Here is a 22848-nt window from a genome sequence, read left to right on the forward strand (position 1 = left end):
GGGGGGGCAGCGGGGTCTCTCAGCGAGCGGCGGGGAGCGCCTCGCGGAGTCTGCGCCGCAACAGTTTTCCTGACGGGGTGCGCGGCACCTCGTCGACGAACGCCATCGAGCGGGGTTGTTTGAAGCCGGCGAGGTGGACTCGGCAGTGCGCAATCAGTTCGTCGGTGATCGCGTCGCCGGGTTCGACGCCCTCGGCGAGTTCGATGACGGCGTGGACCCGTTCGCCCATCTCGTCGTCGGGGACGCCGACGACGGCGACGTCGGCGACCGCGGGATGGATGACGAGCGCGGACTCGATCTCCTGCGGGTAGATGTTGACGCCGCCGGAGAGGATGAGGTCGCTGCGCCGATCGGACAGGTAGAGGTAACCGTCGGCGTCGAGATGGCCGAGGTCGCCGATGGTCTGCCAACCGCGGGCGTTGCGGGCGTCCTGGGTCTTGGCGGGGTCGTTGAGATAGCGGAACTCTCGGGTTCCGGAGAAGAACACCGTCCCGATCTCGCCGATGGGGAGTTCGTCGCCCGCGTCGTCGAGGATGTGGACCGTGCCGTAGACGGCTCGGCCGACCGAGCCGGGATGGTCCAGCCACTCCGGTGAGGTGATGGCGGTCATCCCGTTGCCCTCGCTGCCGGAGTAGTACTCGAAGAGCACCGGCCCGAACCACTCGATCATCTGCTGCTTCACCGGGACCGGGCACGGTGCCCCCGCGTGGACCACCAGCCGAAGCGACGACACGTCGAAGGCCGACCGGACCCTCGGATCGAGTTTCAACATCCGCACGAACATCGTCGGGACGAACTGCGCATGTGTGACGCCGTGCGCCTCGATGGCGCTGAGGCACTCGCGGGCGTCGAACGACGGCATGAGCACGACCGTCGCGCCCTGGCGCTGCATCGCGAGCGACCACCCCAGTGGTGCAGCGTGATACAGCGGAGCCGGGCACAGGTAGACCGTCGACGAGCTGACCCCGTACGCCGGCATCATCGCATCGAGCGGCAGGCCCGTGCCGAACGGCGGGAAGTCGTGGGTGGGTTCGATGCCCTTGGGTCGACCGGTGGTGCCCGACGAGTAGAAGAAGTAGTAGCCCTCGATCGGCTCGTGCGGCGGTGCCGACGCGGGAGGGCTGTCGACGATGGACTCGTAGTCGAGATGCCCCTCGATCGGGCCGCCGACGGCGATGGCGATCTCGACCCGGGAAGCCCCGACACGGATCTTCGCGGCGAGCTCGCCGGAACCCACTCCGGAGATGAGTATCCGTGCACCGCTGTCCTCGACGACGTACTCGGCCTCCGCCGCGGTGAGGTGCCAGTTGACCGGTGTGTACATCAGACCGCAGCGTTGTGCGGCCCACGCGACCTCGAGGAACTCGGGCCGGTTCTCCATCACGATGGCGATGTGGTCGCCCCGGGACAGTCCCTGCGCGGCGAAGAAGTCGGCGAGCCTCGTCGAGCGCCGGTCCAGGTCGGCGAAGGTGACGCGCGCCGAACCATCGGCCAGGACGACCGCATCCTTGTCGGGATGGGTCGCGGCGATCTCACCGAGGTTCATCGCGTCTCCAGGAGTGCACACAGCAGTTCGTGGTGATGGTCGGCGTCGCCGTAGAGCGCGGCATTCGCGCGCGCCCGGCGGATGTAGAGATGCAGGTCGTGCTCCCAGGTGAAGCCGATGCCGCCGTGCACCTGTAGGGCCTCGCCGGCCGTCTTGCAGATCGATTCGGACACAAAGGCCTTCGCAACGCTCACCGCCTTCGCCGTCTCGGGTGACGTGCCTGCCTCGTCGGCGTCGAGCGACATCGCCGCGTGCAGGGTGGCGGCGCGGGAGGCCTGCACCCACATGCGCATGTCGGCGCACTTGTGCTTGACCGCCTGGAAACTGCCGATCGGCACGCCGAACTGCTCGCGGGTCTTCGCGTACTCGACCGAGGTCTCGAGGAGATACTCACCGACCCCCACGAGTTCGGCGCAGGCCAGCACTGTCATCAGGCGTAGTGTCCGTTCGATGGCCGCACGGGCGGTGTCCGGGGAGCCGAGCATCGCCCCCTGATCGATGTGGACATCGTCGAGGGTGATGTCGTCGAGTTCGCGGGTGATGTCGAGGGATTCGATCCGCCGGATCTTCACCCCCGATGTGTCGCGGGGAACCAGGAAGCGGGCGGGGCTGCCGTCGAGTACCGCGTCGACCAGCAGGACATCTGCTGCCGACGCATCGGCGACGGTCACCTTCTCGCCCGTCAGGCGATAACCGGAGTCGGCAGCCACTGCGGTGGTCTGCAGTGCATCGACGGTCGGGGAGCGGTGCGGTTCGGTGAACGCCCAGGCCGCTGACGAATCGCCGCTGATCAGGGCGTCGACCTGGGCGGCGTGATGGTCGGTCCCGGAACGCAGGAGCGCGTCGAGCACCGCGACCGTCGGCATGAACGGGGACGCGGTGACGAATCGGCCGTGCTCGACGGCGACGACGGCCAGGTCGACGACACCCTGTCCGAGTCCGCCGGCCTCTTCCGGAGCGGCCAGCGCGGACCAGCCGAGTTCGGTTCCCTGACGCCACAATCCGGCGTCGAAACCGGCCGGCGAATCCGCGACGACACGCGCGGAACCGGGATGACTCTGCAACAGTGAGCGAGTCGAATCCCGGATCGCACGTTGCTCGTCGGTCAGCTCGAAATCCATCAATCCTCCGTGCCGTGCGGCAACGTACCGATACAGTTTACTCATTGAGACACGTCACAGTGTAGACAGAACAACATCTCCCCGGGAAGGTTTCACCGTGAGACTCGGTCAGGACCCCGAACTCGACGACCTCCGACGGCGCGTACGTGAACTGTGCGCCGAGCAGGGCCCGAAGCGATCCCAGAAGGCGGGGGTGCGAGCGCCCGAGGCGTCGGAGATTCCCGCCCTGCGGAAATGGACGGCCGAGCTGTACGGTCGGCAGCTCCTGGGGGTGACCTGGCCGGAGGAGTGCGGCGGGCTACCCGACCCGCATCCGCGGCACGAGGCAGTGGTCTCCGAGGAACTGGCGAAGGCGGGGGCGCCGATGCCGGTCGGCGGCGGGCTCCTCGCGGCCAGTGCGATCATCGACTTCGGCACCGAGGAACAGAAGGCGTTCTATCTGCCGCGGATCCGATCCGGCGAACACATCTGGTGCCAGCTGTTCAGCGAACCGGGTGCGGGCAGCGACCTCGCCGGTCTGCACACGCGGGCTCGGCGCGAAGGCGACCACTACATCGTCGACGGTCAGAAGGTGTGGACGACGAACGGACACCACGCCGACTGGGGGTATCTGCTGGCGCGCACCGATCCTGATGTGCCGAAACACAAGGGGATCACGGCTTTTGCCATCGACATGAAGAGTCCTGGCGTACAGGTCCGGCCGCTGCGTGAGATCACCGGGACCGCGGACTTCAACGAGATCTTCCTCGACGGCGTCGAGGTGCCGGTGGAAAACGTCATCGGTGAGGAGAACAAGGGCTGGATGGTCACCACTTCCAGCCTCGCGCGGGAACGGTCGAGTGCCGGCGGCGGTGTGACACTGTTCCGTGCGCTCGATGACCTGGTCGATCTCGTCTCGTCGACGACACGAGATGACGAGCGGTTGATCGACCGCGGCGAGGTGCGGCGCGAGGTCGGCCGGCTCGCGGCTGCCGTGCACGTCAACGCGCTGTTGTCGGCGTACGGCGAATCCCGGTCGGTTGCGGGTACGAGTGACGCCGCGGATGCCGCGCTGTCGAAGATCTTCTTCGGCGAGGTCAATCTGGCTGTCGCCGAGTACGGCATGTCGGTCCAGGCGGGCGATTCGGTCCGCGTCGAAGGGGATCCTGCAGCACTCGCCGGCGGCTGGTGGCAAGACGCGTTCCTGTACGCCCGCGCGTTCACGATCGCCGGCGGAACCAACGAGGTGCTGCGGAATCTGGTGGCCGAACGGGGTCTCGGTCTGCCCCGTTGAGATGTTCTCCCGGTTGCCGGCCGGAGTTCGGGACGGACGATCACCCCGATTCGCCAATGTGACTTGCCTCTCACGACAGAGCTGATACCGTGCAATCAGTTAGATGGATTACCCGATTGGACAGCTGTTGATCGGGTGACCACGGGTCATGATCGGAGCTGAGTTGACCGGGGGAGACGACAGCATCGCGACCGGCCGGACCGCACCGCGACCCGGACCGGCGACGTTCCCTACGGACATCCGAACCAGCAGCGCCACAACGGAAATCGCAGAGTGGTCCGCGGGGTACGTACGTCGCCACCCCGGCCGGTCGTTCATCACCGTCGGTGAGCAGATCAAGCTGGGGATCGAGACCTTTCGCCACCTCTTCACCGATCTCGTTCGCGGTCGCTTTCCGCTCGAGGCCTTCATCCGCGAGTCGGTGTTCATGGCCAACACCGCTCTGCTGCCCACCTTCTTCGTCGCAATCCCGATCGGCGTCACCCTCGCGATCCAGTTCAGTCTGCTCGCCGGTCAGGTCGGCGCGACCTCACTCGCCGGCGCGGCGAGCGGCCTGGCGGTCATCCGGCAGGGTGCGCCATTGGTCACGGCCCTCATGATGGCCGCCGCGGTCGGGTCGGCGATCTGCGCCGACCTCGGGTCGCGCACGATCCGGGAGGAGATCGACGCGATGCGGGTGATGGGTGTGTCACCCGTCCGCCGGCTCGTCGTCCCGCGCCTGGCGGCCGCGATGGTCGTCGGCACCGCGCTCACCGGCATCGTGACCTTCGTCGGCTTCCTGGCCGGCTACCTGTTCAACGTCTACGTCCAGGACGGCGCACCGGGTAGTTTCGTGGCGACCTTCGCTTCGTTCGCCACCGTCGGCGACATGGTCCTCACCCTCGTCAAGGCGCTGGTCTTCGGCATGATCGTCGCGATCGTCGCCTGTCAGAAGGGCCTGGCAACCAGTGGTGGCCCAGCGGCAGTGGCGAATTCGGTGAACTCCACCGTGGTCGGCTCGATCATGCTGTTGATGCTCGTCAATGTGCTCTTCACGCAGATGTACGTGATGGTCTTCCCCAGGGCGTCCTTCTGATGAGCGCACTCAAGGCGGCCGCGCCGTATTACCCGCCCGGCGTCCGGCCTCTGGCCTCGATCTACGCGTCGATGACACGACCCATCCGTCTGCTCGGGCACATGCTGTCCTTCCTCGGCCGCGCGATCGTGGGAATCCCGGCGATGTTTCGGCACTACACGAGAGAGTTCCTGCGCATCCTGTCGGACGTGACCTGGGGCAACGGTTCGCTGGTCGTCGGCGGCGGTACCGCGGGCGTCATCCTCGTCCTCGGGGCCAGCGCCGGCGCGATCGTCGGGATCGAGGGGTACAACGCGCTGCGCATGCTGGGCCTCGGTCAGGCGACGGGCCTCATCTCGGCGTCGGCGTCGACGCGTGAGCTCGCGCCGATCATGGCGGCCCTGGCATTCGCCTCCCAGGCCGGTTGCCGCTTCACCGCCCAGCTCGGTGCCATGCGGATCACCGAGGAGATCGACGCGATGGAGACCCTCGCCGTCCGCTCGATCCCCTACCTGGTGACCACCCGGCTGGTGGCCTCGATCGTCGCGGTCATCCCGCTGTTCGTGATGTGTCTGGTCCTGAGCTACGTGGTCGTGCAGGGTGTGGTCGCACTCGCCGGTGGTGTGTCGATCGGCACCTATCAGCATTACTTCCACCTGGTGATGGCCGGGCCGGACATCATCTACTCGGTCATCAAAGCCGTTGTCTTCGTATCCATCACGACGACGATCCAGTGCTACTACGGCTACTACGCACGCGGTGGCCCGCAGGGTGTCGGGGTCGCTGTCGGACGCGCGATGCGACTGGGCATCAGCGCCATGATCGTCGTCAATCTGCTTTTGACGCTGGCTTTCTGGGGTGTCAGCTCCGGTTCGAGGCTCGGCGGATGAGCCCACGGACGATCTCCCTCGAATCCGAGGCCGGGGGGCCGACGGACCGGGCCCTGCTGTTCCGCGGGCTGATCGGCGTCGTGGTGATCGCCGCCGTCGTGGCCGCTCTGCTGTACAAGTCGACCGGCGGTCTCGACGACCGCGTGACCGTCACCGCCCTCCTCGTCGACGTCGGCGACGGCATCCCCACCAAGTCCGACGTGAAGTTCCGTGGCAGTCTCGTCGGCATCGTCACCGGCGTCGAACCCGGCGCGAACGGCGAACCGAACCGGGTTGCGCTCTCGCTCGATCCCCGGAGCGCCCAGGCGATCCCGAGCACGGTGACCGCGCGCGTGGTGCCCAGCAATGTGTTCGCCGTGTCGTCGGTGCAGCTGCTCGACCACCCTGACCAGGGCGGGCGTCCATTGCAGGACGGTGACACCGTCGAAGCGGACACGAGTCGGTCGACGATCGAACTCCAGACGGTCCTGACCAAGCTGCGTGACATCGTCGACGCCATGGGACGCGACCGCCGCGACGACACGGTCGGCGTGCTCGCCGCGCTCGCCACCGCCACACGTAGCCAGGGATCGGAGATCCGCACGGCCGGCGGGCAACTCGTGACCATCATGACCGAGATGAACCGCGCGATCGACGACGGGGAGACCCGTTCGCGGCTCAGCGAACTCGTGACCGCCATGGGTGGCCTGCAGCGGTCCGCGCCGGACCTGCTCGACGCCGTCCATCACGCCATCGTGCCGATGCAGACCGTCGCCGAGAAGCAGGCTGCACTCACCGATCTGCTGAGCGCCGGCCAGCACACCATGGCGACCTCGGAAACCGCCCTGGGCAACAACACCGACCGGATGATCACAATCACCAGCTCGCTCGCCCCCGTCCTCGACGTGTTCGCCGACGGTGGTGGCGCGCTGCCGCCGATCACGGTCAAGATCGCGAACCTGTCCGAGAAGTTCATGACCGAGTTCTGGGATCCGAAGAAGCAGCGCGGCACCGGCCACTTCGTCTGGGCGCTCACCCCGCACCGAATGTACTCGCGTGCGGACTGCCCGCGGTACGGGGAGATGGCGGGCAACTCGTGTCAGTGGGGGCCGGCCACGGTAGAGCGCCCGACGCTGCCACAGGTGCTGCAGCCGAGGAACTTCCGGCCGCCGGCCGCACTCATGGGCGGGAACGTCGGACCGGTCGGCAGTCGTGCCGAGATCGAGGCGCTCCGAAAGCTGTTGGGGCCGGGCGCCGACGAGGTGACCTCGCTCCTGTTGGGTCCGCTGCTGCGCGGCAGTGACATCAGGGTCGAGCAACCGGGGCGGAAGCCAGGTCAGGAGTCCGAACGCGAGCCGGGGCAGCGGACGGAGGGAGGGCGATGAGCTATCGCAGGTCGATCATCTGGCTGTCGGTGTTCCTCGTCGTCGCGATCATGCTGACGTGGACGATCATCAACACCCTGCGTCGCGACATCTCCGGTCCGACATCGTCGTACTCGGCGGTCTTCACCGACGTGTCCGGACTGCGGGCCGGCGACGACGTCCGCATGGCTGGTGTGCGGGTCGGCCGCATCGACTCCATCGAACTCGACGGCAACCTGGCACGCGTCCGCTTCCGCATCGACTCCCGTCAGGACCTGAGCGGCAACACCAAGGCCGCGGTGACCTACCAGAACATCATCGGCCAGCGTTACCTCGGACTGTCGTTGGGACAGTTCGACTCTCCCGCACCGCTGGAACCGGGCGGCGAGATCCCGGTGGACCACACCGAGCCGTCGTTCGACATCTCCGCATTGCTGAACGGTTTCGAACCGCTCTTCAGCGTCCTCGATCCGGACAAGGTCAACGACCTGTCGAGCTCGCTCGTCGGGGCGCTGCAGGGTGAGACCGGCGCGATCACCCGGTTGCTGGCGCAGACCTCCTCGCTCGCCGAGTCCTTCGCCGGACCCGACGCCTTGCTCGGCGACGTCATCACCGACCTCGGGCAGGTCTTGACCGGGCTGTCCCGGCAGACCGGCGGTCTCCAGGAGGTCATCGGACGCGCCCAGGAGATCTTCGAGGCGTTCGCCGCGCACCGTGAGGATCTGGTCGGTACGGCCGACGTGATGACGGAAGTGGGGGGTCGCCTCGCGGAGATCGCTTCGGACACCGCGCCGTCGATGGACGCCTTCCTCACCCGTCAACCGGGATTCCTCGCCCACTTCGCGGCGCGGAAGTCCGAGTTCGAGTACCTGGGCGCCAACGTCCCGCTGCTGCTGAAGGGCATGGCCCGCGTCAGCCAGGAGGGCAGCTTCCTCAGCGCCTACGTCTGTGACCTCAACCCGGCAGACTTCGTCCCCTTTCTCACCCCGCTGGCCCCCGCGATCGTCGCCGCAGCGACGCCCGGCGGGAAGCCCAAGTACTCACCGATCTGCCGGCCATGAAGACGTCAGGGAACCGCCGCATGACCGAACGATCGCCACGAAAGCCGATCGCCGAGTGGAATTCGCTGTACCTCGGCATCGGAGGCGTGGGTGCACTCGTGCTCGTCGTCGCACTCGTCGTCGGGATCAGCGCCATCGACGTCGGCCGGAAGAGCGTCGAGGCCGAGTTCGCCCAGGCCGGTGAGATACGGACCGGCGATCAGGTGACCCTCGCCGGCGTGCCGGTGGGCGAGGTCAAGGGATCTCGACTCGACGGGGACCGCGTCGTCATCTCGATGAACATCGACCGCGGAATCCGTCTCGGCAACGACACCAAGGCAGCGATCAAACTGACCACCATCCTCGGATCCCGCTACATCGCGATCACCCCCGAAGGGTCGGGGTCGTTGGAGGGCGACCGGATTCCGTTGCGCAACACGCAGGTTCCCTACGACCTGCAGGACACGATCGAGGATGCGACCACCAACTTCGAGAAGGTCGATGCGGGCGGTCTCGCCGACGTCATGACCACGCTGTCGACACAGCTCGAAGGAGCACCGGACGTGGTCCCGGAGGCGATCTCCACCGCCCACACCCTCTCGGAGATCATCGCGACCCGACGCACCCAGCTCGGTGAACTGATCACCGGCGCCGAACGCGTCACCACGGTCATCCGGAACCAGGAGGCCAACATCGGATCACTGATGGTGCAGGGCCGGAACCTTATGGTCGAGTTGACCCGCCGCCGCGACGCCGTCACCGGGATGTTCAACGCCACCACGGCTCTCGTCGCGCAGCTGCACCGCATCACCGTCGTCAACAGGCCTGCGCTCGACGCGCTCATCGAAGACCTGAACGGGATGCTCGGCGCGCTCGCCCGCCACGACGACCTGCTGCGCAACACGCTCGAGGCGCTGCCGCTCCCGGTGCGCAACTTCACCAACGCGACCGGCGCGGGCAACTACGTCGACTTCACCGGGCCTGCCGGCTTCCTCATCGACTCGTGGATGTGCGCGCTGAGCGGACGAGCCGAGCAGGTCGGGCGTGCACCGTACTTCGAGGACTGCCGATGAGACGACCACGCATACGGACCCTGGTGGTGATGACGGCGATCGCCGTCGCGGTCGCGGCCACGATCGCCGCGATCTGGAACCCGTCGTCGGGCGCCCACCGGATCGTCGCGCAATTCGACAGTGCCGCTGGCCTGTACGAGGGCAACAAGGTCGCGGTGCTGGGGATCACCATCGGGCACATCACCGACATCAGTCCCCGCGGCACCGTCGTCGACGTCACCATGGAGGTCGACGAGGACGTGACCCTGCCGATCGACGTGAAGGCGGTCGCGGTGTCGTCGTCGGTCCTCACCGACCGGCACGTCGAACTCACCCCGGCCTACACCGGCGGGCCGAAGCTGTCGAGCGACGCGTTCCTGTCGCTCGACCGGACCCGGACGCCCATCGAGTTCGACCGCCTGCTCACGATGACCGACAACCTGGCCGGGCAACTCGGAGGGGACGGCAAAGGCGGCGGACCGATCGCCGACATGCTGTCGGTGACCTCGGAGTCGCTGGACGGCAACGGGCCCGCGCTCCGCGACGCACTGGGGCAATTGTCGAAAGCCCTACGCACCGGGGCCGATCCCAGCGCCACCCGCGAGGCGATCGTGAAACTCGTGGACAACCTCGACGTCCTCACCGAGGCCGCCGCGAACAACGACAAGACCATCCGTGAGTTCGGCGGCAGCCTCCGCGCGATGAGTCAGGTCATCGCGGATCAGCGACTGGGGCAGGGCAACACCGGCGCGAAGCTCAACCAGATCCTGACCAAGACCTCCGAACTGCTGAAGGAGAACAGGGTTCCGCTGCGGAACGCGGCGCGCGACGCGACGACCGTCACCGGGACGCTGGCCGACTACCAGCGCGAGCTGTCCGAGTTCCTGAACCTCACACCGACGCTGATGAACAACGCCTACAACGCGATCGATCAGCCGAACGGCACCATCCGTGTGCACACCTTCGCCGACCGCATCCTCTTCGACCAGCAGGTACTCAAAGAGGTCTGCAACCTGGCGAACCTGAAGGACCTCGGATGCAACACCGGGAAGCCCCAGGACTTCGGTCCGGACTTCGGGGTGACCGCCATGTTGGCGGCGATGGCGGGGGTCGGACAGAAATGAACACAGCAGAAACGAACGTGGCGAGGCGAATTCATCGAAGCGGCGTCGCCGCGTTCGTGCTCCTGCTGACGTGCGTCCTCACCGGCTGCTCGGTGGGACTCGGACAGCTCCCGCTCCCGGCGCCCGGGACCAGCGGCGACGGGTTCGCGTTGAAGGCACAGTTCGACAACGCGCTGAATCTCCCGGCCGAGGCGAAGGTCCGGCTGCTCGGTGCCGACGTGGGGTTCGTGGAGTCGATGGAGGTCGACGACTATCTCGCCGAGGTCGGCATGCGGATCGCCGACGGCACCCGCCTGCCGGACGGCACGCGCGCCGAATTACGTTCGGCGACACCACTCGGCGACGTGTTCGTCGCTCTCGAACCGCCCGCCGAACCCGAGCCCGGGACCGCCCTCCTCGGAGACGGTGACGTCATCCCGCTCGACCGCACGTCGGCGGGCGCGACGGTCGAGGAGGTGCTGTCGACGGCCGCGATGCTGGTCAACGGCGGTGCCATCCGCAGCCTCACCGACATCGTCAACGGTCTCGGCGAGTCCCTCGGCGACGACGGGCAACAGCTCGGAACACTTGTCCGCCAGTCGACGGTCCTGGTGTCCTCGCTGTCGAAACGGACCGATGAGATCGAGGCCGTGCTCGGCTCTGCGAGTCGCCTGGCGTCGACGGTGTCGGCCCGGCAGCAGACCATCGACTCCGCGCTGGCAGCGGCCGGCCCCGCACTGTGGACGGTGGCCGACAACACGCAGTCGATCCTGGCGACCGTCCAGCAGGTGGATCGGATCATCCGGCAACTCGGGGCCTTTCCGTCGGTGAAGGGAACCGCGGCCGGCGGGATGATGGACGACATCAACCGGATCGCCGGATCGCTGAACGCCGCCGCCACGGCGCCCGGGGCCAGCCTCGACGCGGTCAACCGCATCCTCGGACCCATCGTCAAGCTGACCAACGCGACCTCGGGGCACACCGACGTCGCCATCTCCCAGTTCGCGATCGGCGCCTTCGACGATCCGAATCATCGCGGTGACCCGGGTTCGCGGCTCCCCGATGTGCGCGACTGGGAGCAGTTCGTCGGCTCGTTGTCGCTGACGCTGATGCGATTGCGGCAGCACGTCGAACCGAGGGCACCACGATGAGCGCGCGACCCGACCTGGTGGAGACCGGTGCGCGCGGCATCGTCTCCGCGGTGCGATGGGGGCGGCGTCGGCGCAACTGGTTGTCGGTACTGGGTCTTCTGACGATCCTCGTCGTCGGGGTGGCCTACCTGCTGGTCGACACTCTCCAACGCGATCCGACCACGTCGAACATCCGCGTCGAGGTCGAACTCGCGCAATCCGGTGGGCTGCTGCCGAATCAGGACGTCACTCTGCGCGGCGTGCCGGTCGGTCGGGTCGACGCGGTGCGCATCGACGATGACGGAGTGCGCGTGGTCGCCACCATCGACGCAGGGATCAAGATCCCGGCCGACGGGGAGGTCCGGGTGTCGAGCCTGTCGCCGGCAGGTGAGCAGTTCCTCGACTTCCAGCCGTCCAGTGATTCGGCTCCGTTCCTCACCGACGGGACGGTCGTCGAGGAGAAGCGCACCACCACTCCGGTGCCGATGGCCACGTTGCTGGAGAGCATGGATCCGGCTCTCGCGCAGATCGACACCGAACAGCTGACGCTCATCATGAACGAGCTGGGCACCGGGGACGAAGGGGCGCAGAAGCTCCGCGACATCGTGCGGGGTGGGACCTTCCTGGTGTCCACTCTGGATTCGGTGCTGCCGCAGACGGTCAACGTGATCAGGACGAGCAAGGTCGTGCTGACCACGCTCGCCGACACCGCCCCTGGTCTGCGGGCAACCGCGGGCAACCTCGAATCCTCCCTCGCTGGTGTGGGTTCCATGGATGGCGGTCTACGGCGGATGCTCGACCAGACACCGGCAACCCTGCGCGGCGTCGACGGATTGTTCGACGACAACTCGCCGACAATGGTGCAGCTGCTCGGCAACCTGGTGACGGTGTCGCAGATGGCGTACCTACGTACACCGGCACTGCGCGAGTTCTTCTTCCCGACACAGCGATCCGGGTCAGCCCTCGACGCGATCAGCACCGCCTTCCGCGACGGCGGCCTGTGGGGCAGCGTCGACGTGTTCCCTCGTGTGCCCTGCGATTACCACCTGCCGCGGGCGGCTCCGTCGCGGCCGGACTTCCCGGAGCCGTTCCTGAACACGCACTGCAAGGACACCGAACTCCTCGTCCGCGGTGCCGGCGCCGTACCGCGACCGCCCGGAGATGACACCAACCTGCCGAAACCGGGGAGCGACCCCCATGCCCGGACCAATCCGACACCGCGTGGACCGCAGACCATTCCGACACCGTTCGGTGGTCCGGACATCCACTTCAACTAGACCGCCCGCATCCAACCGAGAGGTGAGACCGTGAGCACCACGACGAGCAAGACGACCGAGACCAGGAACACCGCACCCAAGGGCAAGGACGTCGTCAAGAAGTCGCCTGTGCGCGGGGGCAAGGCGCGTCGAGCACGCAGTGAATCAACGGTGGGCGAGGCCTCCACCGGCACCGTCTCCGCTGACACCGCCTCGACCGACACCGGCCTGGAGACCACCGAGATCGAGGTCAGGGATGCCGGGACTTCCGAGGCGACCGACGCGCCTGCCTCCGCCGACAAGGAGACGCGGACGGAGAGTACCGCCGCGACCAAGACCACGGGGCGTCGTCGTCCGGTGATCCGGGAGGGACGACTGGCAAGTCTGCTCCGGCCCCGCCGGGTCGTCGCGATACTGGCGATCGTCGCGCTGCTCGCCGGTGGTGGCTACGCGGGGTGGAAGCTGTACGAGAACCACGCGGTCAACCAGGCCGAGCAGCAGGCGGTGGCCACCGCCAAGGACTATGCGGTGACGCTGACGAGCATCGACTCCGGCAGCATCGACCAGAACTTCACCGACGTCCTCGGCGGCGCGACCGGCGAGTTCAAGGACATGTACTCGCGGTCGAGCAGTCAGCTCAAGCAGATGCTCGTCGACAACAAGGCCACCAGCAAGGGCGTCGTCATCGACGCGGGCGTGAAGTCGGCGACCGCCGATCGGGTCGTGGTGATGGTGTTCGTCGACCAGTCGATCACCAACAGCGCCAGCCCCGAACCGCGTGTCGACCGTAGTCGGGTGCTGATGACCATGGACAAGGTCGACGGCCGCTGGCTGGCGAGCAAGGTGGATCTGCCCTGACGGTCGCCGGGCAGTACCCGACTGTGTCAGCGTCGGGACCCCGGCGGGTCCCCGGCCGGGCGTAGCGCCCAGGACGGAACCCAGTGCGTCACCTTCTCCTGCCGGTCCTTCGCGGTGATGGTGTAGGTGACCTTGCCGTACCAGGCACCCCATTCGTCGCGCCCCCATTCGGTGAGAACGCCGAGGTGGACCGACCTGATCTGCAGGCCCTCGGGGTTGTACTCGCCGGTGAAGTGGGGTGCGTTGGGGTATAGCGCACCCAGATCGATCAGCACCGCCTTGTGCCCGACCCGCACGAACGCCGGCCGTTGTGGTTGGCCGTTGTCCCCGCCAATCCACTTCATGCCCACCCCGGAATTATCGCACGTATGTTCGAGCGATGGCAGTGGGGTGGCCGGTCGTCTTGCCGGCGAGGTGACCTCGATACGCGGCGTCCTCGCTGCGCTCGGTCGTCGCTACTCGGCCGGCGACGGGGACGCCACGTCACCTTGGCTACATCTGCTGGTTGAGTAGGCGCGGAGCTTGCGACGGGCCGTATCGAAACCACTCGGCACTTCACACTGTGGAGTTGTCAAAGATCGAACGCGGTCCCGGCTGATCGCCGGGTGCGGAAGGTGCTGCGCGTGAGTTTGTGGGTCAGGCGGCGTCGTCGAGGCGCATGGTGCGGCGGTTGTAGGCGGGGAGCGGGCGGCGGCAGGGGTCGATGTCTGCCGGCGGGATGAGCCAGGGGTGGCGGTCGAAGCCGATCATGATGTCCCAGCCGTTGTGGTGGACCTGGGTGTGGCAGCGCTGGCAGAGCAGGCAGCCGTTGTCGAGGTCGGTATCACCGTCGTCGGACCAGTGCTGGATATGGTGAACCTGCGTATGTGACGGCGGCGCACCACATTTGATGCAATTCCCGTCGCGGATGATGATCGCCTTGCGCAAGTGCGTCGGGAACAGTCGTCGTTCACGACCCATCTCGAGTGGCACTGTCTCGCCGTCGATGATGACCTCGATCAGGGTCCCGTCGCACGACAACTGCTTCGCAACTGCCCGCGTGACCGATCCGGTCCAGGGTAGGGATGCCGGATCGGCACCTTCGGCGGGGATGGTCAGGATCGTCTGGGCTCGCGGTATCCCGATGGTGTCCATCGCCGCACCCACTGCGGCTTGGTCCAGTAGCACGTCGAGGGCATCGGCGCGGATCTGCGTTGCCGAGCGTCGATCGGGGGAGCCGTCGGGTTCGGGACGCGGCATGGAGCGTTCGTCGATCATGGCGATGAACTTCTCGCCCACGGACTGCGTGACGTCAGCTTGGATTTCGACACGGCCTTCGTCGGTGATGTTGTGGGACAGCGTGTTCAGGGTTCGGTCGTCGCACGCGGGAATGCCGCCCTCGGTGTCGGCAATGGTGTTGCCGATGGCGTGGGCATGCTTCTGTATCTCGGCGGGTGTGGCACCCGACAGGGCCTGGGCGAGGAGTTCGGTCTCATGATCGACGCGATCGTCGTCGGAAAATGTTGTGGGCGAGCGATTCTCGATGGTCACCACGCCGCGGACGATGGCATCGACGATCTCGCCGGAGAGTCTCCCATCGGCAGCGCAGGCCTCGACCTTGCTCAGAGTGCCGAGGGCGGCGGCGATGCGGGTGGTGCGAGCGGCTACTGCGGGCGGGAGGCCCATCTCGATCAACAGTCGCTTGAGGGTCGAGCCTGTTTTCTCCGCGACGTGCAGATCAGCGAGCTTGGCTGCGTGTGTGCCGATTCGGTGATCGGCGAGGTTGCGCAGCAAGATCCACCGGCTGAGCTGCGCGTGCGTCTCGATGCCGGTGGGGTCGTCGGTGGGTGGGATGATCTCGACGAGTTGGTCGAGGATCTGGTCGAGCGGAGTCGTGTGGGTGGCGATCATGGCGGGAGCCGTCCCTCTCGTGGGGCGCGGTTGGATGGGACCGTCGTCGACTACTGCTCCGTCATCAATTTCTGTGCTTTCAGTTGTACAGCGGTGGTCTGACAAAACGCTTCTGGCGCCGGAGTTGGTCAATCGCCCCAGTCGTCTGGGCTGTCTACCTGCACCGATGGCGTTCACCGGCTCGGCGCGTCGAGGTGCACACCTCAATCGGGTCTCCGGCCTGCGAACCGGGTCCGCCCGTGTGAATATGGTCAGAACACTGTGGAAAGTGCAGGTGACGCCGATGAAGGATCGTTTTGTTGGTTGCATCGTGGGGGGTGCGGTCGGCGACGCGCTCGGGGGATCGGTCGAGTTCATGTCTCGCTCGGCCATCATCGAGCGGTTCGGCCCGTCGGGGATCACCTCCTATGCGCCGGCGTACGGCGGCACCGGAACCATCACCGATGACACCCAGATGACCCTCTTCACGGCCGAGGGATTGCTGCGCGCGTGGCTGCGGGATTGCGATGGCGGTATCTCCTGTTTTGCGGCAGCAACTGCGCGCGCGTATCTCCGATGGTTCATCACGCAAGGCGAACATCCCCGGCACGGCGTGCTGCCGATGGGGGAGCGCACCAGCTGGTTGACGGGTCACCGAGAACTGCACAGCCAACGCGCCCCCGGCAACACCTGCCTGAGTGCACTGCGTTCCACGACGCGCCCGGGAACCCCGGCCGACAATGACAGCAAGGGTTGCGGCGGAGTCATGCGGGCCGCGCCGGTCGGGTTGTTCGCCTCACGTGCGGAGTGGTCGGCGGTCGGCACCTTCGACCTCGGGACCGCGATCGCCGCATTGACTCACGGACACCCGTCGGGGTCGCTGACCGGTGGTGTTCTCGCGGTGATGGTCCGCGAACTCGTCGAAGGCGCCACGCTCGACGAGGCGCTCGCGGCGTCGAAGGACATCCTGCGGACCAAGTCGCAGCACGAGGAGACCTTGGCCGCCATCGAACTCGCCGAACGGCTCGCGTCCGACGCCCTCGCGCCCGAGGAGGCGATCTCCCGACTCGGCGAGGGCTGGGTGGCGGAGGAAGCGCTCGCGATCTCGATCTACTGCGCGCTCGTCGGAAGCGACTTCGAAGCGGCCGTCGTGCTCGCCGTCAACCACGACGGCGACTCGGACTCGACCGGGGCGATCACCGGCAACCTGCTCGGCGCGCGCGACGGCATCGGAGTCGTCCCGGGGCGGTGGCTCGAGCAGCTCGAACTTCGCGGCGTCATCACCGAGGTGGCCACCGACCTGTACGACTTCGCCGACTGGGAACTCGATGCTCCGATGTCGGAGAGGTACGCGGGGCTGCAGGTGGCGGGCTGAGTCGAGAGTGGGTCACCGGGCCTTCGTGGCTCGTCGCCTACGCTCCTCGCACCTCCAGTGCCCGCGGCCGGTGATCCGGCCGTCGTGAGGGTCGAAAGGGCCCGCTCTCTGAGAAGCGCCCAGATCTCGACTGCCGAACCTCAACTCGACCGGCAGACGTCGATCGAAGTCTGCCAGTCGGGTTGACGTCGACCGGTAGTTGAGTGGCGACGGTGACTCGCCAGGCCTTCGTGGCTCGTCGACTTCGATGCGCTCCTTCGTCGCTACTCAGCCCGGCGGTTTTCGCTCCTCGCACCTCAGGCAGGGGGGAGTCGCTTCCTTGCGCCTCAGGCGGCAGTGACGCCGATCCCGGCGTGCTCGAGGAACCGTCCGACGAGCCGGTCGCAGCGGGCCGCGGCCTGGTCGGCAGCGGCGTCGATCTCGGTAGCCAGGGCGCGGGTGTCGACCGAGCCGTCGTCGCTGCCCGACCGTGCGCTCGTGAATCCCTTACGCCACGCGGAGAAGCAGTCCGGGGTGATCTCCGGATGGAACTGCACACCCAGGTGCGGTCCCGAGACGTAGGCCTGGACACCCGCGTCGTTGACCGCGATCACCTCGGCCACGTCGGACACGGTGATCGTGTCGTGGTGGAACTCCATCCACGGGCCCTCTTCCACGAGATCGGGGCGGGTGGTGCTGACGGTGACGAAGCCGTGCTCGGGACGCGTGCTCGGTGCCACCGAACCACCGAGCGCCCGCGCGAGGATCTGGGCGCCGAAGCAGACACCGAAGATCGGTACCTGCTGGGCGATCGTGTCGGAGAGGTACCGGAGTTCGGGTTCCACCCACGGCAGCGAGGCATCGAAGGCCGAATCCGGGGAACCGGTCACGCACACCAGGTCGAATCCACTTGCCTCGGGGAGAGACTCGTCTTCGACGTCCCGGATGACGACGTCGAACCCGCGGTCGGCGAAGGCGGGGTGCAACGAACCGAGAACCGTTTCGCGCCACTCCGGCCGCACACCGTGAACGAGTGCGAGAACCCTGCCGCTCACCTGAACTCCTCTCGAACATCTGTGACCGGTCAGGTTAGTCGTTTGCGCGGCTCACAGAATGCTCGGGCCGCCTCCGGATCGACTGTGACAATCGGCGTGGTTCGGCCGACGGCGTGGATTCGGGCAGGTCAGAGTGCCGCTGGTCGATGACGGAGGTGCGCAATACGGGCGCCACGATCAGGTTGCCGATCGGTTACAGCGGTCGGATTGAGTACTCCTGCACGGTGATGCCGGTGCCGTCCGGCGCCCCTCACGGCCACCGGTGGCAAGGAGGCAGGACACATGACAGTGAAGGTCGCGGCGGGCCGAGGCGATGCCGGAACCCGTTTGCTCGCAGGGGCATCGGGTGTGGGTTTCATCCTCGCGATCTGCGGCTCGAATGCGATGACGCCGCTCCTCCCCGGTTACATGGACCGCCATGGCTTCGGGCCGGCCGCCGCCGCCGTGCTGTTCGCCACGTACTTCGTCGCACTCATCGTGATCCTTTTGATCTCGGCTCGCGGGCCACTGATCCGGCACACGCGCACGGTCCTGCCGATTGCGTTCCTCACGGCGATCGTCGGCGACCTCGTGGAGATCGTCGGCGCCTGGTATCCGCTACTGCTCTTTCCCGGCCGGTTGATGACGGGCGCGTCGGTGGCGCTGAGCACCGGTGCGGCGGCGGCGATGATGGTCGCCGCCCGCGGTGAGAAGGGGCGTGCGTTCATGGCGACCGGCTCGCTCATCGGTGCCGGTACCGGCCTCATCGCCGCGATCCTCATTGCCGTGTATCTGCCCTGGCAGTTGGTGACGGTCTACGCCGTCCACGCGGTCGCGATGACGATCTGTCTCGGTTTCCTGTTCGCCGGATTGCGGGCCGCGCCGGATCTGCTTGCGCCGGACCGTGATCCCGTGCCGACGGTCGTCGAACCGGAGCTCGCGGACGTACCGTCGGCACACACCGGAGATCTCGACGTCGTGGTCGAATCGTCCCGGTCCCGCGACCCCGGTGCATACCTCGTCGGGGCGCTCGCCTGGGCGATCGGCGCACTCGCGGTCGGTGCGATGCCGAACGCGATTCTCGCGACGGGCATCAGCGACTCGTTGCTCGTGGCCCAATGTGTCGGCGGCGCATGCCTGATCGTGTCGATGCTGGCGAACTTCGCCGGCGTGGGCCTTCGCGTCATCACCACCCTGCCAGCAGTGGGATCACTGCTGGCGCTGGGCTGGTCGATCGCCATCGCGGGTCTCGCGATGGGTCGCCTCGAGGTCATCCTGCTGGGCACCGTCATCGGCGGCATCGGTCAGGCCGGCGGATACCGGGTCGCGCTCGCGTACATCACCGTGGGGCTCACACCCATCCAGCAGGGCCGCGTCGCGGCGACGTTCTCGGCCTTCGCCTACAGCGGTGCCGGCGTGATGGTGGTGCTCGACGGCGTTGCCGGACAGCTCGCCGGAACGATCGGCGGGGCCGTGACCATCGGCGTCGCCTACGCGGTCACCTCGGCGGTCGCGATCGGGCTGGTCCTGCGTCGTACACGGCGGACGGCGCAGCCGGCCGTGACCCGGCCGGTGGATCGCGAAACCGCCGACACCGCATCCTGATCGAAGCCGACGGTCGGTGACACCGCAGGTCAGCGGCCTTCTCTCGGGGAGGTGCCGGGCGTGTGCCTACGGTGGATGTCATGGCACCCCTGACGCGCGTCTCCGGCCCGATCACCTGGCTCGCAGTGATTCTCGCAGTAGCGCAGGTGGTGGCGCCGGTTGTGCCGTTCTCCGGGATCGGTGCCTCACCCAACGAGTCGACGACCGATCTTCTCATCACGCCGGCCGGTTGGACGTTCTCCATCTGGAGCCTGATCTACCTGCTGTCCGTCGTCTTCGCACTCGCGGTGGTGTGGAAGGGAGCGACGGGGACCGCAGATCCGCGTCGTCTGCTGATCGACCTCGAGATCGCCTTCGCCGGCGCGGCCATCTGGATCCTGGTGTCCGCGGCGGAATGGACGTGGGTCACCCCGATCGTGCTGACCGTGATGACGGTGGTCCTGCTCGACGCCGCACGCATCGCGGCGCGCCCCGCCGACGACGAGGCGCCTGGCTGGTTGCGGGTGCTCGCCCGAATCCTGGTCGGCATCTACGCCGCGTGGGCCACCGCAGCGGTGTTCCAGAACTGGGCGGCCGCCATCGGCGCCGACCTCGCCGACCCGCAGTCCCTCGGCTGGCAGCTCACGATCCTCGTCCTGTGTGCACTCTTCGGTCTCGCAGTCACGGTCGCGGCCGGCTCCGTGCTCGTCGCCTACCCGCTCACGCTGATCTGGGCGTTCCTCGGCATCCTGGCCACCGCCCAGGGTGAGACGACCGCCGTCGTGTGGGTCGCCATCGTCACGATCGTCGCGCTGGTGGTCACCACGGGTGCCGTGTTCGTCCTGCGACGCCGTCGCGTCGACCGCGCCCCGGCCGTCACCTAGAGGGGTTTCACCACGGCTCGAGCGGTCGTGGCCTTCTAGAATCTTCGTCGTGCGCAACAAACCCGTCACGGGCTACGACGTCGCCCGCCGGGCCGGGGTGTCGCAGTCGACGGTGTCGCGCGCGCTGCGCGACGACCCGCGGGTGATCGAGGAGACCCGCGCCCACATCCAGGCGCTGGCCAGGGAAATGGGATACGTCCCGCACGTGACCGCGCGGAGCCTCATCACGAGGCGGTCGTCGACGATCGGGGTGGTGACCGGCGACCTGCGCAACCCGTCGTTTCCGGTACTCGCCAACACTCTTCAGGACCGGTTCGCCCGCGACGACTATCGGGTGTTGTTGCTCAGCGACCGCGAAGGTCCGACGGGCACCGTGGACAAGGACCTCGAGGCCTTGCGCGGGGGTCTGGTCGACGGGGTCGTCTACATCTCGGCCCGACTCGACTCGCCGGTCGTCTCGGAGATGCTCGACTGGCGGATGCCGCTGGTCATCCTCAGCCGCGACGTCGACGGCACGCAGGCCGGCCGGGTCGACCGAGTCACGTCGGACAACATCGGTGGCGGGAGGCTCGTCGCACAGCATCTCGTCGACCTGGGGCATCGTCGGATCGGACTGATCTCCGGACCGGTGGACAACCCGAGCATCAAGCTCCGCGAGACCGGGTTCCGGGACGAACTGGCAAGGCTCGGAGCCGATCTCGACGAGACGATGGTGTACCGCGGTGAGGTCGACGCGAGGACCGGACTCGACGGCGGCCTGCGCCTGCTCGGCCGATCTGACCGGCCAACCGCCTTGTTCTGCGCCACCGACTATGTGGCTTTCGGAACCCTCGACGCCGCGAAACGGCTGGGACTCGCTGTGCCGGAGGATGTCTCGGTCGTTGGTTACAACGACCTCGACCTGGCGGGCTGGTCGATCTTCGATCTCGCGACGGTACGCCAGCCCCTCGAGGAGATGGCGTTGGCCGCGGCCGAGCTCCTGCTCGCACGGATCGACGGCGCCGCGGGCACCCCGGTCCACCGCGCCTTCGGTGTCGAATGGGTCGGCCGCGGCAGTGCCGGACCATGCCCCGACGGCGTCTGAAACCGAGCATTCGCTCGGCAACATCTCGGTAACCCGACGAACACCGTCACGCAAAAACCCCAGCATACATTCGAATGCATCCAGTTCGGGGGACACCCGGCCGGAACGGCCGGAGGGCGGCAGCGGGGCCGCCACTGGATCGCAAACCAACGGCGGAAACAAACCACGCGCGGCGCAGCTATGCCACGCGCAGGTTCTCATGACCACGCAGCGTAGGAGTGACATGGAAATCGGCGTCTTCATCCCCATCGGCAACAACGGCTGGCTCATCTCCAAGAGTGCGCCCCAGTACATGCCGTCATTCGAGCTGAACAAGACCATCGTGCAGAAGGCGGAGGCACACGGGCTGGACTTCGCGCTGTCGATGATCAAGCTCCGCGGCTTCGGTGGCGACACCGAGTTCTGGGACCACAACCTCGAATCCTTCACGCTCATGGCAGGTCTCGCGGCGGTTACCGATCGGATCAAACTGTTCGCCTCGACCGCCATCCTCACCCTGCCGCCGGCGATCGTCGCGCGCATGACAAGCACCATCGACTCGATCGCCCCGGGACGGTTCGGTGTGAACATCGTGACCGGTTGGGCACCGGGCGAATACACCCAGATGGGGTTGTGGCCGGGCGAGGAGTACTTCGGCTACCGGTATGAGCAGGCCGGCGAGTACGTGAAGGTCCTTCGCGAACTGTGGGCCGAAGGCTCCAGCGACTTCAAGGGCAAGCACTACACCATGGACGACTGCGTCCTGTCGCCGCCGCCGGCGGCCAAGACGGCCCCGATCGTCGCTGCGGGACAATCGAACACCGGTATGAAGTTCGCCGCCGAGAACGCCGACTTCAACTTCATCCTCGGCTCGGGGATCAACACCCCGCTGGCCGTGGAGGAATCGACGTCGACACTGGTCGCCGCCGCCAAGGAAAGCGGGCGGGACGTCGGGGCCATGGTCCTGTTCATGATCATCGCCGACGAGACCGACGAAGCGGCACAGGCGAAGTGGCAGGACTATCACGACAACGCAGACCTCGCCGCGCTCGGCTACATGGCCGACGAGTCCGCCGCCGACGCGAGCGCCGACGACAGCTCGACCGCCAAGACGATCTCGCTGCCCGAGGGTGCGGTGAACTTCAACATGGGCACCCTGGTCGGGTCGTACGACACCGTCGCGAAGATGCTCGACCAGGTCGCCGAACTCGAAGGCGTCAAGGGCATCATGCTGACCTTCGACGACTTCGTGAAGGGCGTGGACACCTTCGGCACCCGAATCCAACCGTTGATGAAGTGCCGTCAGGACAACGCCGCCGCGGCGTGACGCAGGCACCTGGTGAGCGGGCATCGAGTGCGCCTGCTCACCAGGTGGTTTCGATACGGCTCGTCGC

The 22848-nt window shown here is 67.1% G+C and carries 20 protein-coding genes; 15 read left to right on the plus strand and 5 right to left on the minus strand.

Annotated elements, in window-relative coordinates:
• Positions 1-19: 19 nt before the first annotated feature.
• Together OK17_RS09385 and OK17_RS09390 are read right to left on the minus strand one after the other, a co-directional pair.
• Entirely contained in the window at positions 20-1546 is a 1527-nt protein-coding gene (locus OK17_RS09385) for an AMP-binding protein (protein ID WP_461417290.1), read from the minus strand.
• A complete protein-coding gene (locus OK17_RS09390) occupies positions 1543-2667 on the minus strand; it encodes an acyl-CoA dehydrogenase family protein (RefSeq protein ID WP_232715449.1) in 1125 nt (374 codons plus the stop codon). The genes OK17_RS09385 and OK17_RS09390 overlap by 4 nt, the downstream gene beginning before the upstream one ends.
• 97 nt (positions 2668-2764) lie before the next feature.
• Between OK17_RS09390 and OK17_RS09395 the strand changes: the two genes are divergently transcribed.
• From OK17_RS09395 to OK17_RS09440, 10 genes are all read left to right on the plus strand, one after another.
• On the plus strand, positions 2765-3940 hold the full coding sequence (locus tag OK17_RS09395; protein ID WP_232715450.1) for an acyl-CoA dehydrogenase family protein: 1176 nt from the start codon (positions 2765-2767) through the stop codon (positions 3938-3940).
• Between the two features lie 148 nt (positions 3941-4088).
• Positions 4089-5015 (plus strand): MlaE family ABC transporter permease, encoded by a 927-nt coding sequence (locus tag OK17_RS09400; RefSeq protein ID WP_461417291.1) that lies wholly within the window; start codon positions 4089-4091, stop codon positions 5013-5015.
• Positions 5015-5884, plus strand: a complete 870-nt coding sequence (locus OK17_RS09405; RefSeq protein ID WP_461417292.1) for an MlaE family ABC transporter permease — start codon at positions 5015-5017, stop codon at positions 5882-5884. The genes OK17_RS09400 and OK17_RS09405 overlap by 1 nt, the downstream gene beginning before the upstream one ends.
• A complete protein-coding gene (locus OK17_RS09410; RefSeq protein WP_232715453.1) occupies positions 5881-7248 on the plus strand; it encodes an MCE family protein in 1368 nt (455 codons plus the stop codon). The genes OK17_RS09405 and OK17_RS09410 overlap by 4 nt, the downstream gene beginning before the upstream one ends.
• Positions 7245-8288: an MlaD family protein gene (locus OK17_RS09415; protein WP_232715454.1), complete on the plus strand. Its 1044-nt coding sequence runs from the start codon at positions 7245-7247 to the stop codon at positions 8286-8288. Before OK17_RS09410 ends, OK17_RS09415 begins: the two co-directional genes overlap by 4 nt.
• A gap of 20 nt (positions 8289-8308) precedes the next feature.
• Positions 8309-9340, plus strand: coding sequence for an MCE family protein (locus OK17_RS09420; protein WP_232715455.1), 1032 nt, complete (start codon positions 8309-8311; stop codon positions 9338-9340).
• A complete protein-coding gene (locus OK17_RS09425; RefSeq protein WP_461417293.1) occupies positions 9337-10443 on the plus strand; it encodes an MCE family protein in 1107 nt (368 codons plus the stop codon). The genes OK17_RS09420 and OK17_RS09425 overlap by 4 nt, the downstream gene beginning before the upstream one ends.
• Positions 10440-11573, plus strand: coding sequence for an MlaD family protein (locus OK17_RS09430; protein ID WP_232715457.1), 1134 nt, complete (start codon positions 10440-10442; stop codon positions 11571-11573). Before OK17_RS09425 ends, OK17_RS09430 begins: the two co-directional genes overlap by 4 nt.
• Positions 11570-12829, plus strand: a complete 1260-nt coding sequence (locus OK17_RS09435) for an MlaD family protein (protein WP_232715458.1) — start codon at positions 11570-11572, stop codon at positions 12827-12829. Before OK17_RS09430 ends, OK17_RS09435 begins: the two co-directional genes overlap by 4 nt.
• Before the next feature lie 30 nt (positions 12830-12859).
• On the plus strand, positions 12860-13666 hold the full coding sequence (locus tag OK17_RS09440; RefSeq protein ID WP_232715459.1) for a tetratricopeptide repeat protein: 807 nt from the start codon (positions 12860-12862) through the stop codon (positions 13664-13666).
• Between the two features lie 26 nt (positions 13667-13692).
• Here OK17_RS09440 and OK17_RS09445 read toward each other — a convergent pair whose 3' ends face one another.
• Entirely contained in the window at positions 13693-14010 is a 318-nt protein-coding gene (locus tag OK17_RS09445) for a hypothetical protein (RefSeq protein WP_040536573.1), read from the minus strand.
• 292 nt (positions 14011-14302) lie between these two features.
• Complete coding sequence (locus tag OK17_RS09450; protein ID WP_461417294.1) at positions 14303-15556, minus strand: HNH endonuclease; 1254 nt, start codon at positions 15554-15556, stop codon at positions 14303-14305.
• A gap of 283 nt (positions 15557-15839) precedes the next feature.
• On the opposite strand from OK17_RS09450, the gene OK17_RS09455 reads away from it, so the two are divergent.
• Positions 15840-16910 carry an ADP-ribosylglycohydrolase family protein gene (locus OK17_RS09455; protein ID WP_232715461.1) on the plus strand — a complete coding sequence of 357 codons (1071 nt, stop codon included), beginning with the start codon at positions 15840-15842 and terminating at the stop codon, positions 16908-16910.
• Positions 16911-17236: 326 nt separating this feature from the next.
• Here the strand turns inward: OK17_RS09455 and OK17_RS09460 are convergent, their stop codons facing one another.
• Entirely contained in the window at positions 17237-17944 is a 708-nt protein-coding gene (locus OK17_RS09460; protein WP_461417295.1) for a type 1 glutamine amidotransferase, read from the minus strand.
• Positions 17945-18226: 282 nt separating this feature from the next.
• On the opposite strand from OK17_RS09460, the gene OK17_RS09465 reads away from it, so the two are divergent.
• The 4 genes from OK17_RS09465 to rutA all read left to right on the plus strand — a co-directional run bounded on the left by OK17_RS09465 (position 18227) and on the right by rutA (position 22781).
• Positions 18227-19528: an MFS transporter gene (locus OK17_RS09465; protein ID WP_461417296.1), complete on the plus strand. Its 1302-nt coding sequence runs from the start codon at positions 18227-18229 to the stop codon at positions 19526-19528.
• Positions 19529-19608: 80 nt separating this feature from the next.
• Positions 19609-20391, plus strand: a complete 783-nt coding sequence (locus tag OK17_RS09470) for an MFS transporter (RefSeq protein ID WP_461417297.1) — start codon at positions 19609-19611, stop codon at positions 20389-20391.
• 49 nt (positions 20392-20440) lie between these two features.
• Complete coding sequence (locus OK17_RS09475; RefSeq protein WP_232716175.1) at positions 20441-21475, plus strand: LacI family DNA-binding transcriptional regulator; 1035 nt, start codon at positions 20441-20443, stop codon at positions 21473-21475.
• Between the two features lie 223 nt (positions 21476-21698).
• Positions 21699-22781: a pyrimidine utilization protein A gene (rutA, locus tag OK17_RS09480; protein WP_232716177.1), complete on the plus strand. Its 1083-nt coding sequence runs from the start codon at positions 21699-21701 to the stop codon at positions 22779-22781.
• The last annotated feature ends 67 nt before the right edge of the window (positions 22782-22848 follow it).

It is taken from the genome of Gordonia sp. GN26 (assembly GCF_054823965.1).

Bases quoted from the DNA above. Each gene is read 5' to 3' on its own strand.
- OK17_RS09385 (WP_461417290.1), bottom strand. From the start codon at position 1,546: ATGAACCTCGGTGAGATCGCCGCGACCCATCCCGACAAGGATGCGGTC.
- rutA (WP_232716177.1), top strand. From the start codon at position 21,699: ATGGAAATCGGCGTCTTCATCCCCATCGGCAACAACGGCTGGCTCATC.
- OK17_RS09415 (WP_232715454.1), top strand. From the start codon at position 7,245: ATGAGCTATCGCAGGTCGATCATCTGGCTGTCGGTGTTCCTCGTCGTC.
- OK17_RS09435 (WP_232715458.1), top strand. From the start codon at position 11,570: ATGAGCGCGCGACCCGACCTGGTGGAGACCGGTGCGCGCGGCATCGTC.
- OK17_RS09405 (WP_461417292.1), top strand. From the start codon at position 5,015: ATGAGCGCACTCAAGGCGGCCGCGCCGTATTACCCGCCCGGCGTCCGG.
- OK17_RS09470 (WP_461417297.1), top strand. From the start codon at position 19,609: ATGGCACCCCTGACGCGCGTCTCCGGCCCGATCACCTGGCTCGCAGTG.
- OK17_RS09390 (WP_232715449.1), bottom strand. From the start codon at position 2,667: ATGGATTTCGAGCTGACCGACGAGCAACGTGCGATCCGGGATTCGACT.
- OK17_RS09430 (WP_232715457.1), top strand. From the start codon at position 10,440: ATGAACACAGCAGAAACGAACGTGGCGAGGCGAATTCATCGAAGCGGC.
- OK17_RS09400 (WP_461417291.1), top strand. From the start codon at position 4,089: ATGATCGGAGCTGAGTTGACCGGGGGAGACGACAGCATCGCGACCGGC.
- OK17_RS09425 (WP_461417293.1), top strand. From the start codon at position 9,337: ATGAGACGACCACGCATACGGACCCTGGTGGTGATGACGGCGATCGCC.
- OK17_RS09410 (WP_232715453.1), top strand. From the start codon at position 5,881: ATGAGCCCACGGACGATCTCCCTCGAATCCGAGGCCGGGGGGCCGACG.
- OK17_RS09420 (WP_232715455.1), top strand. From the start codon at position 8,309: ATGACCGAACGATCGCCACGAAAGCCGATCGCCGAGTGGAATTCGCTG.
- OK17_RS09455 (WP_232715461.1), top strand. From the start codon at position 15,840: ATGAAGGATCGTTTTGTTGGTTGCATCGTGGGGGGTGCGGTCGGCGAC.
- OK17_RS09465 (WP_461417296.1), top strand. From the start codon at position 18,227: ATGACAGTGAAGGTCGCGGCGGGCCGAGGCGATGCCGGAACCCGTTTG.
- OK17_RS09450 (WP_461417294.1), bottom strand. From the start codon at position 15,556: ATGATCGCCACCCACACGACTCCGCTCGACCAGATCCTCGACCAACTC.
- OK17_RS09445 (WP_040536573.1), bottom strand. From the start codon at position 14,010: ATGAAGTGGATTGGCGGGGACAACGGCCAACCACAACGGCCGGCGTTC.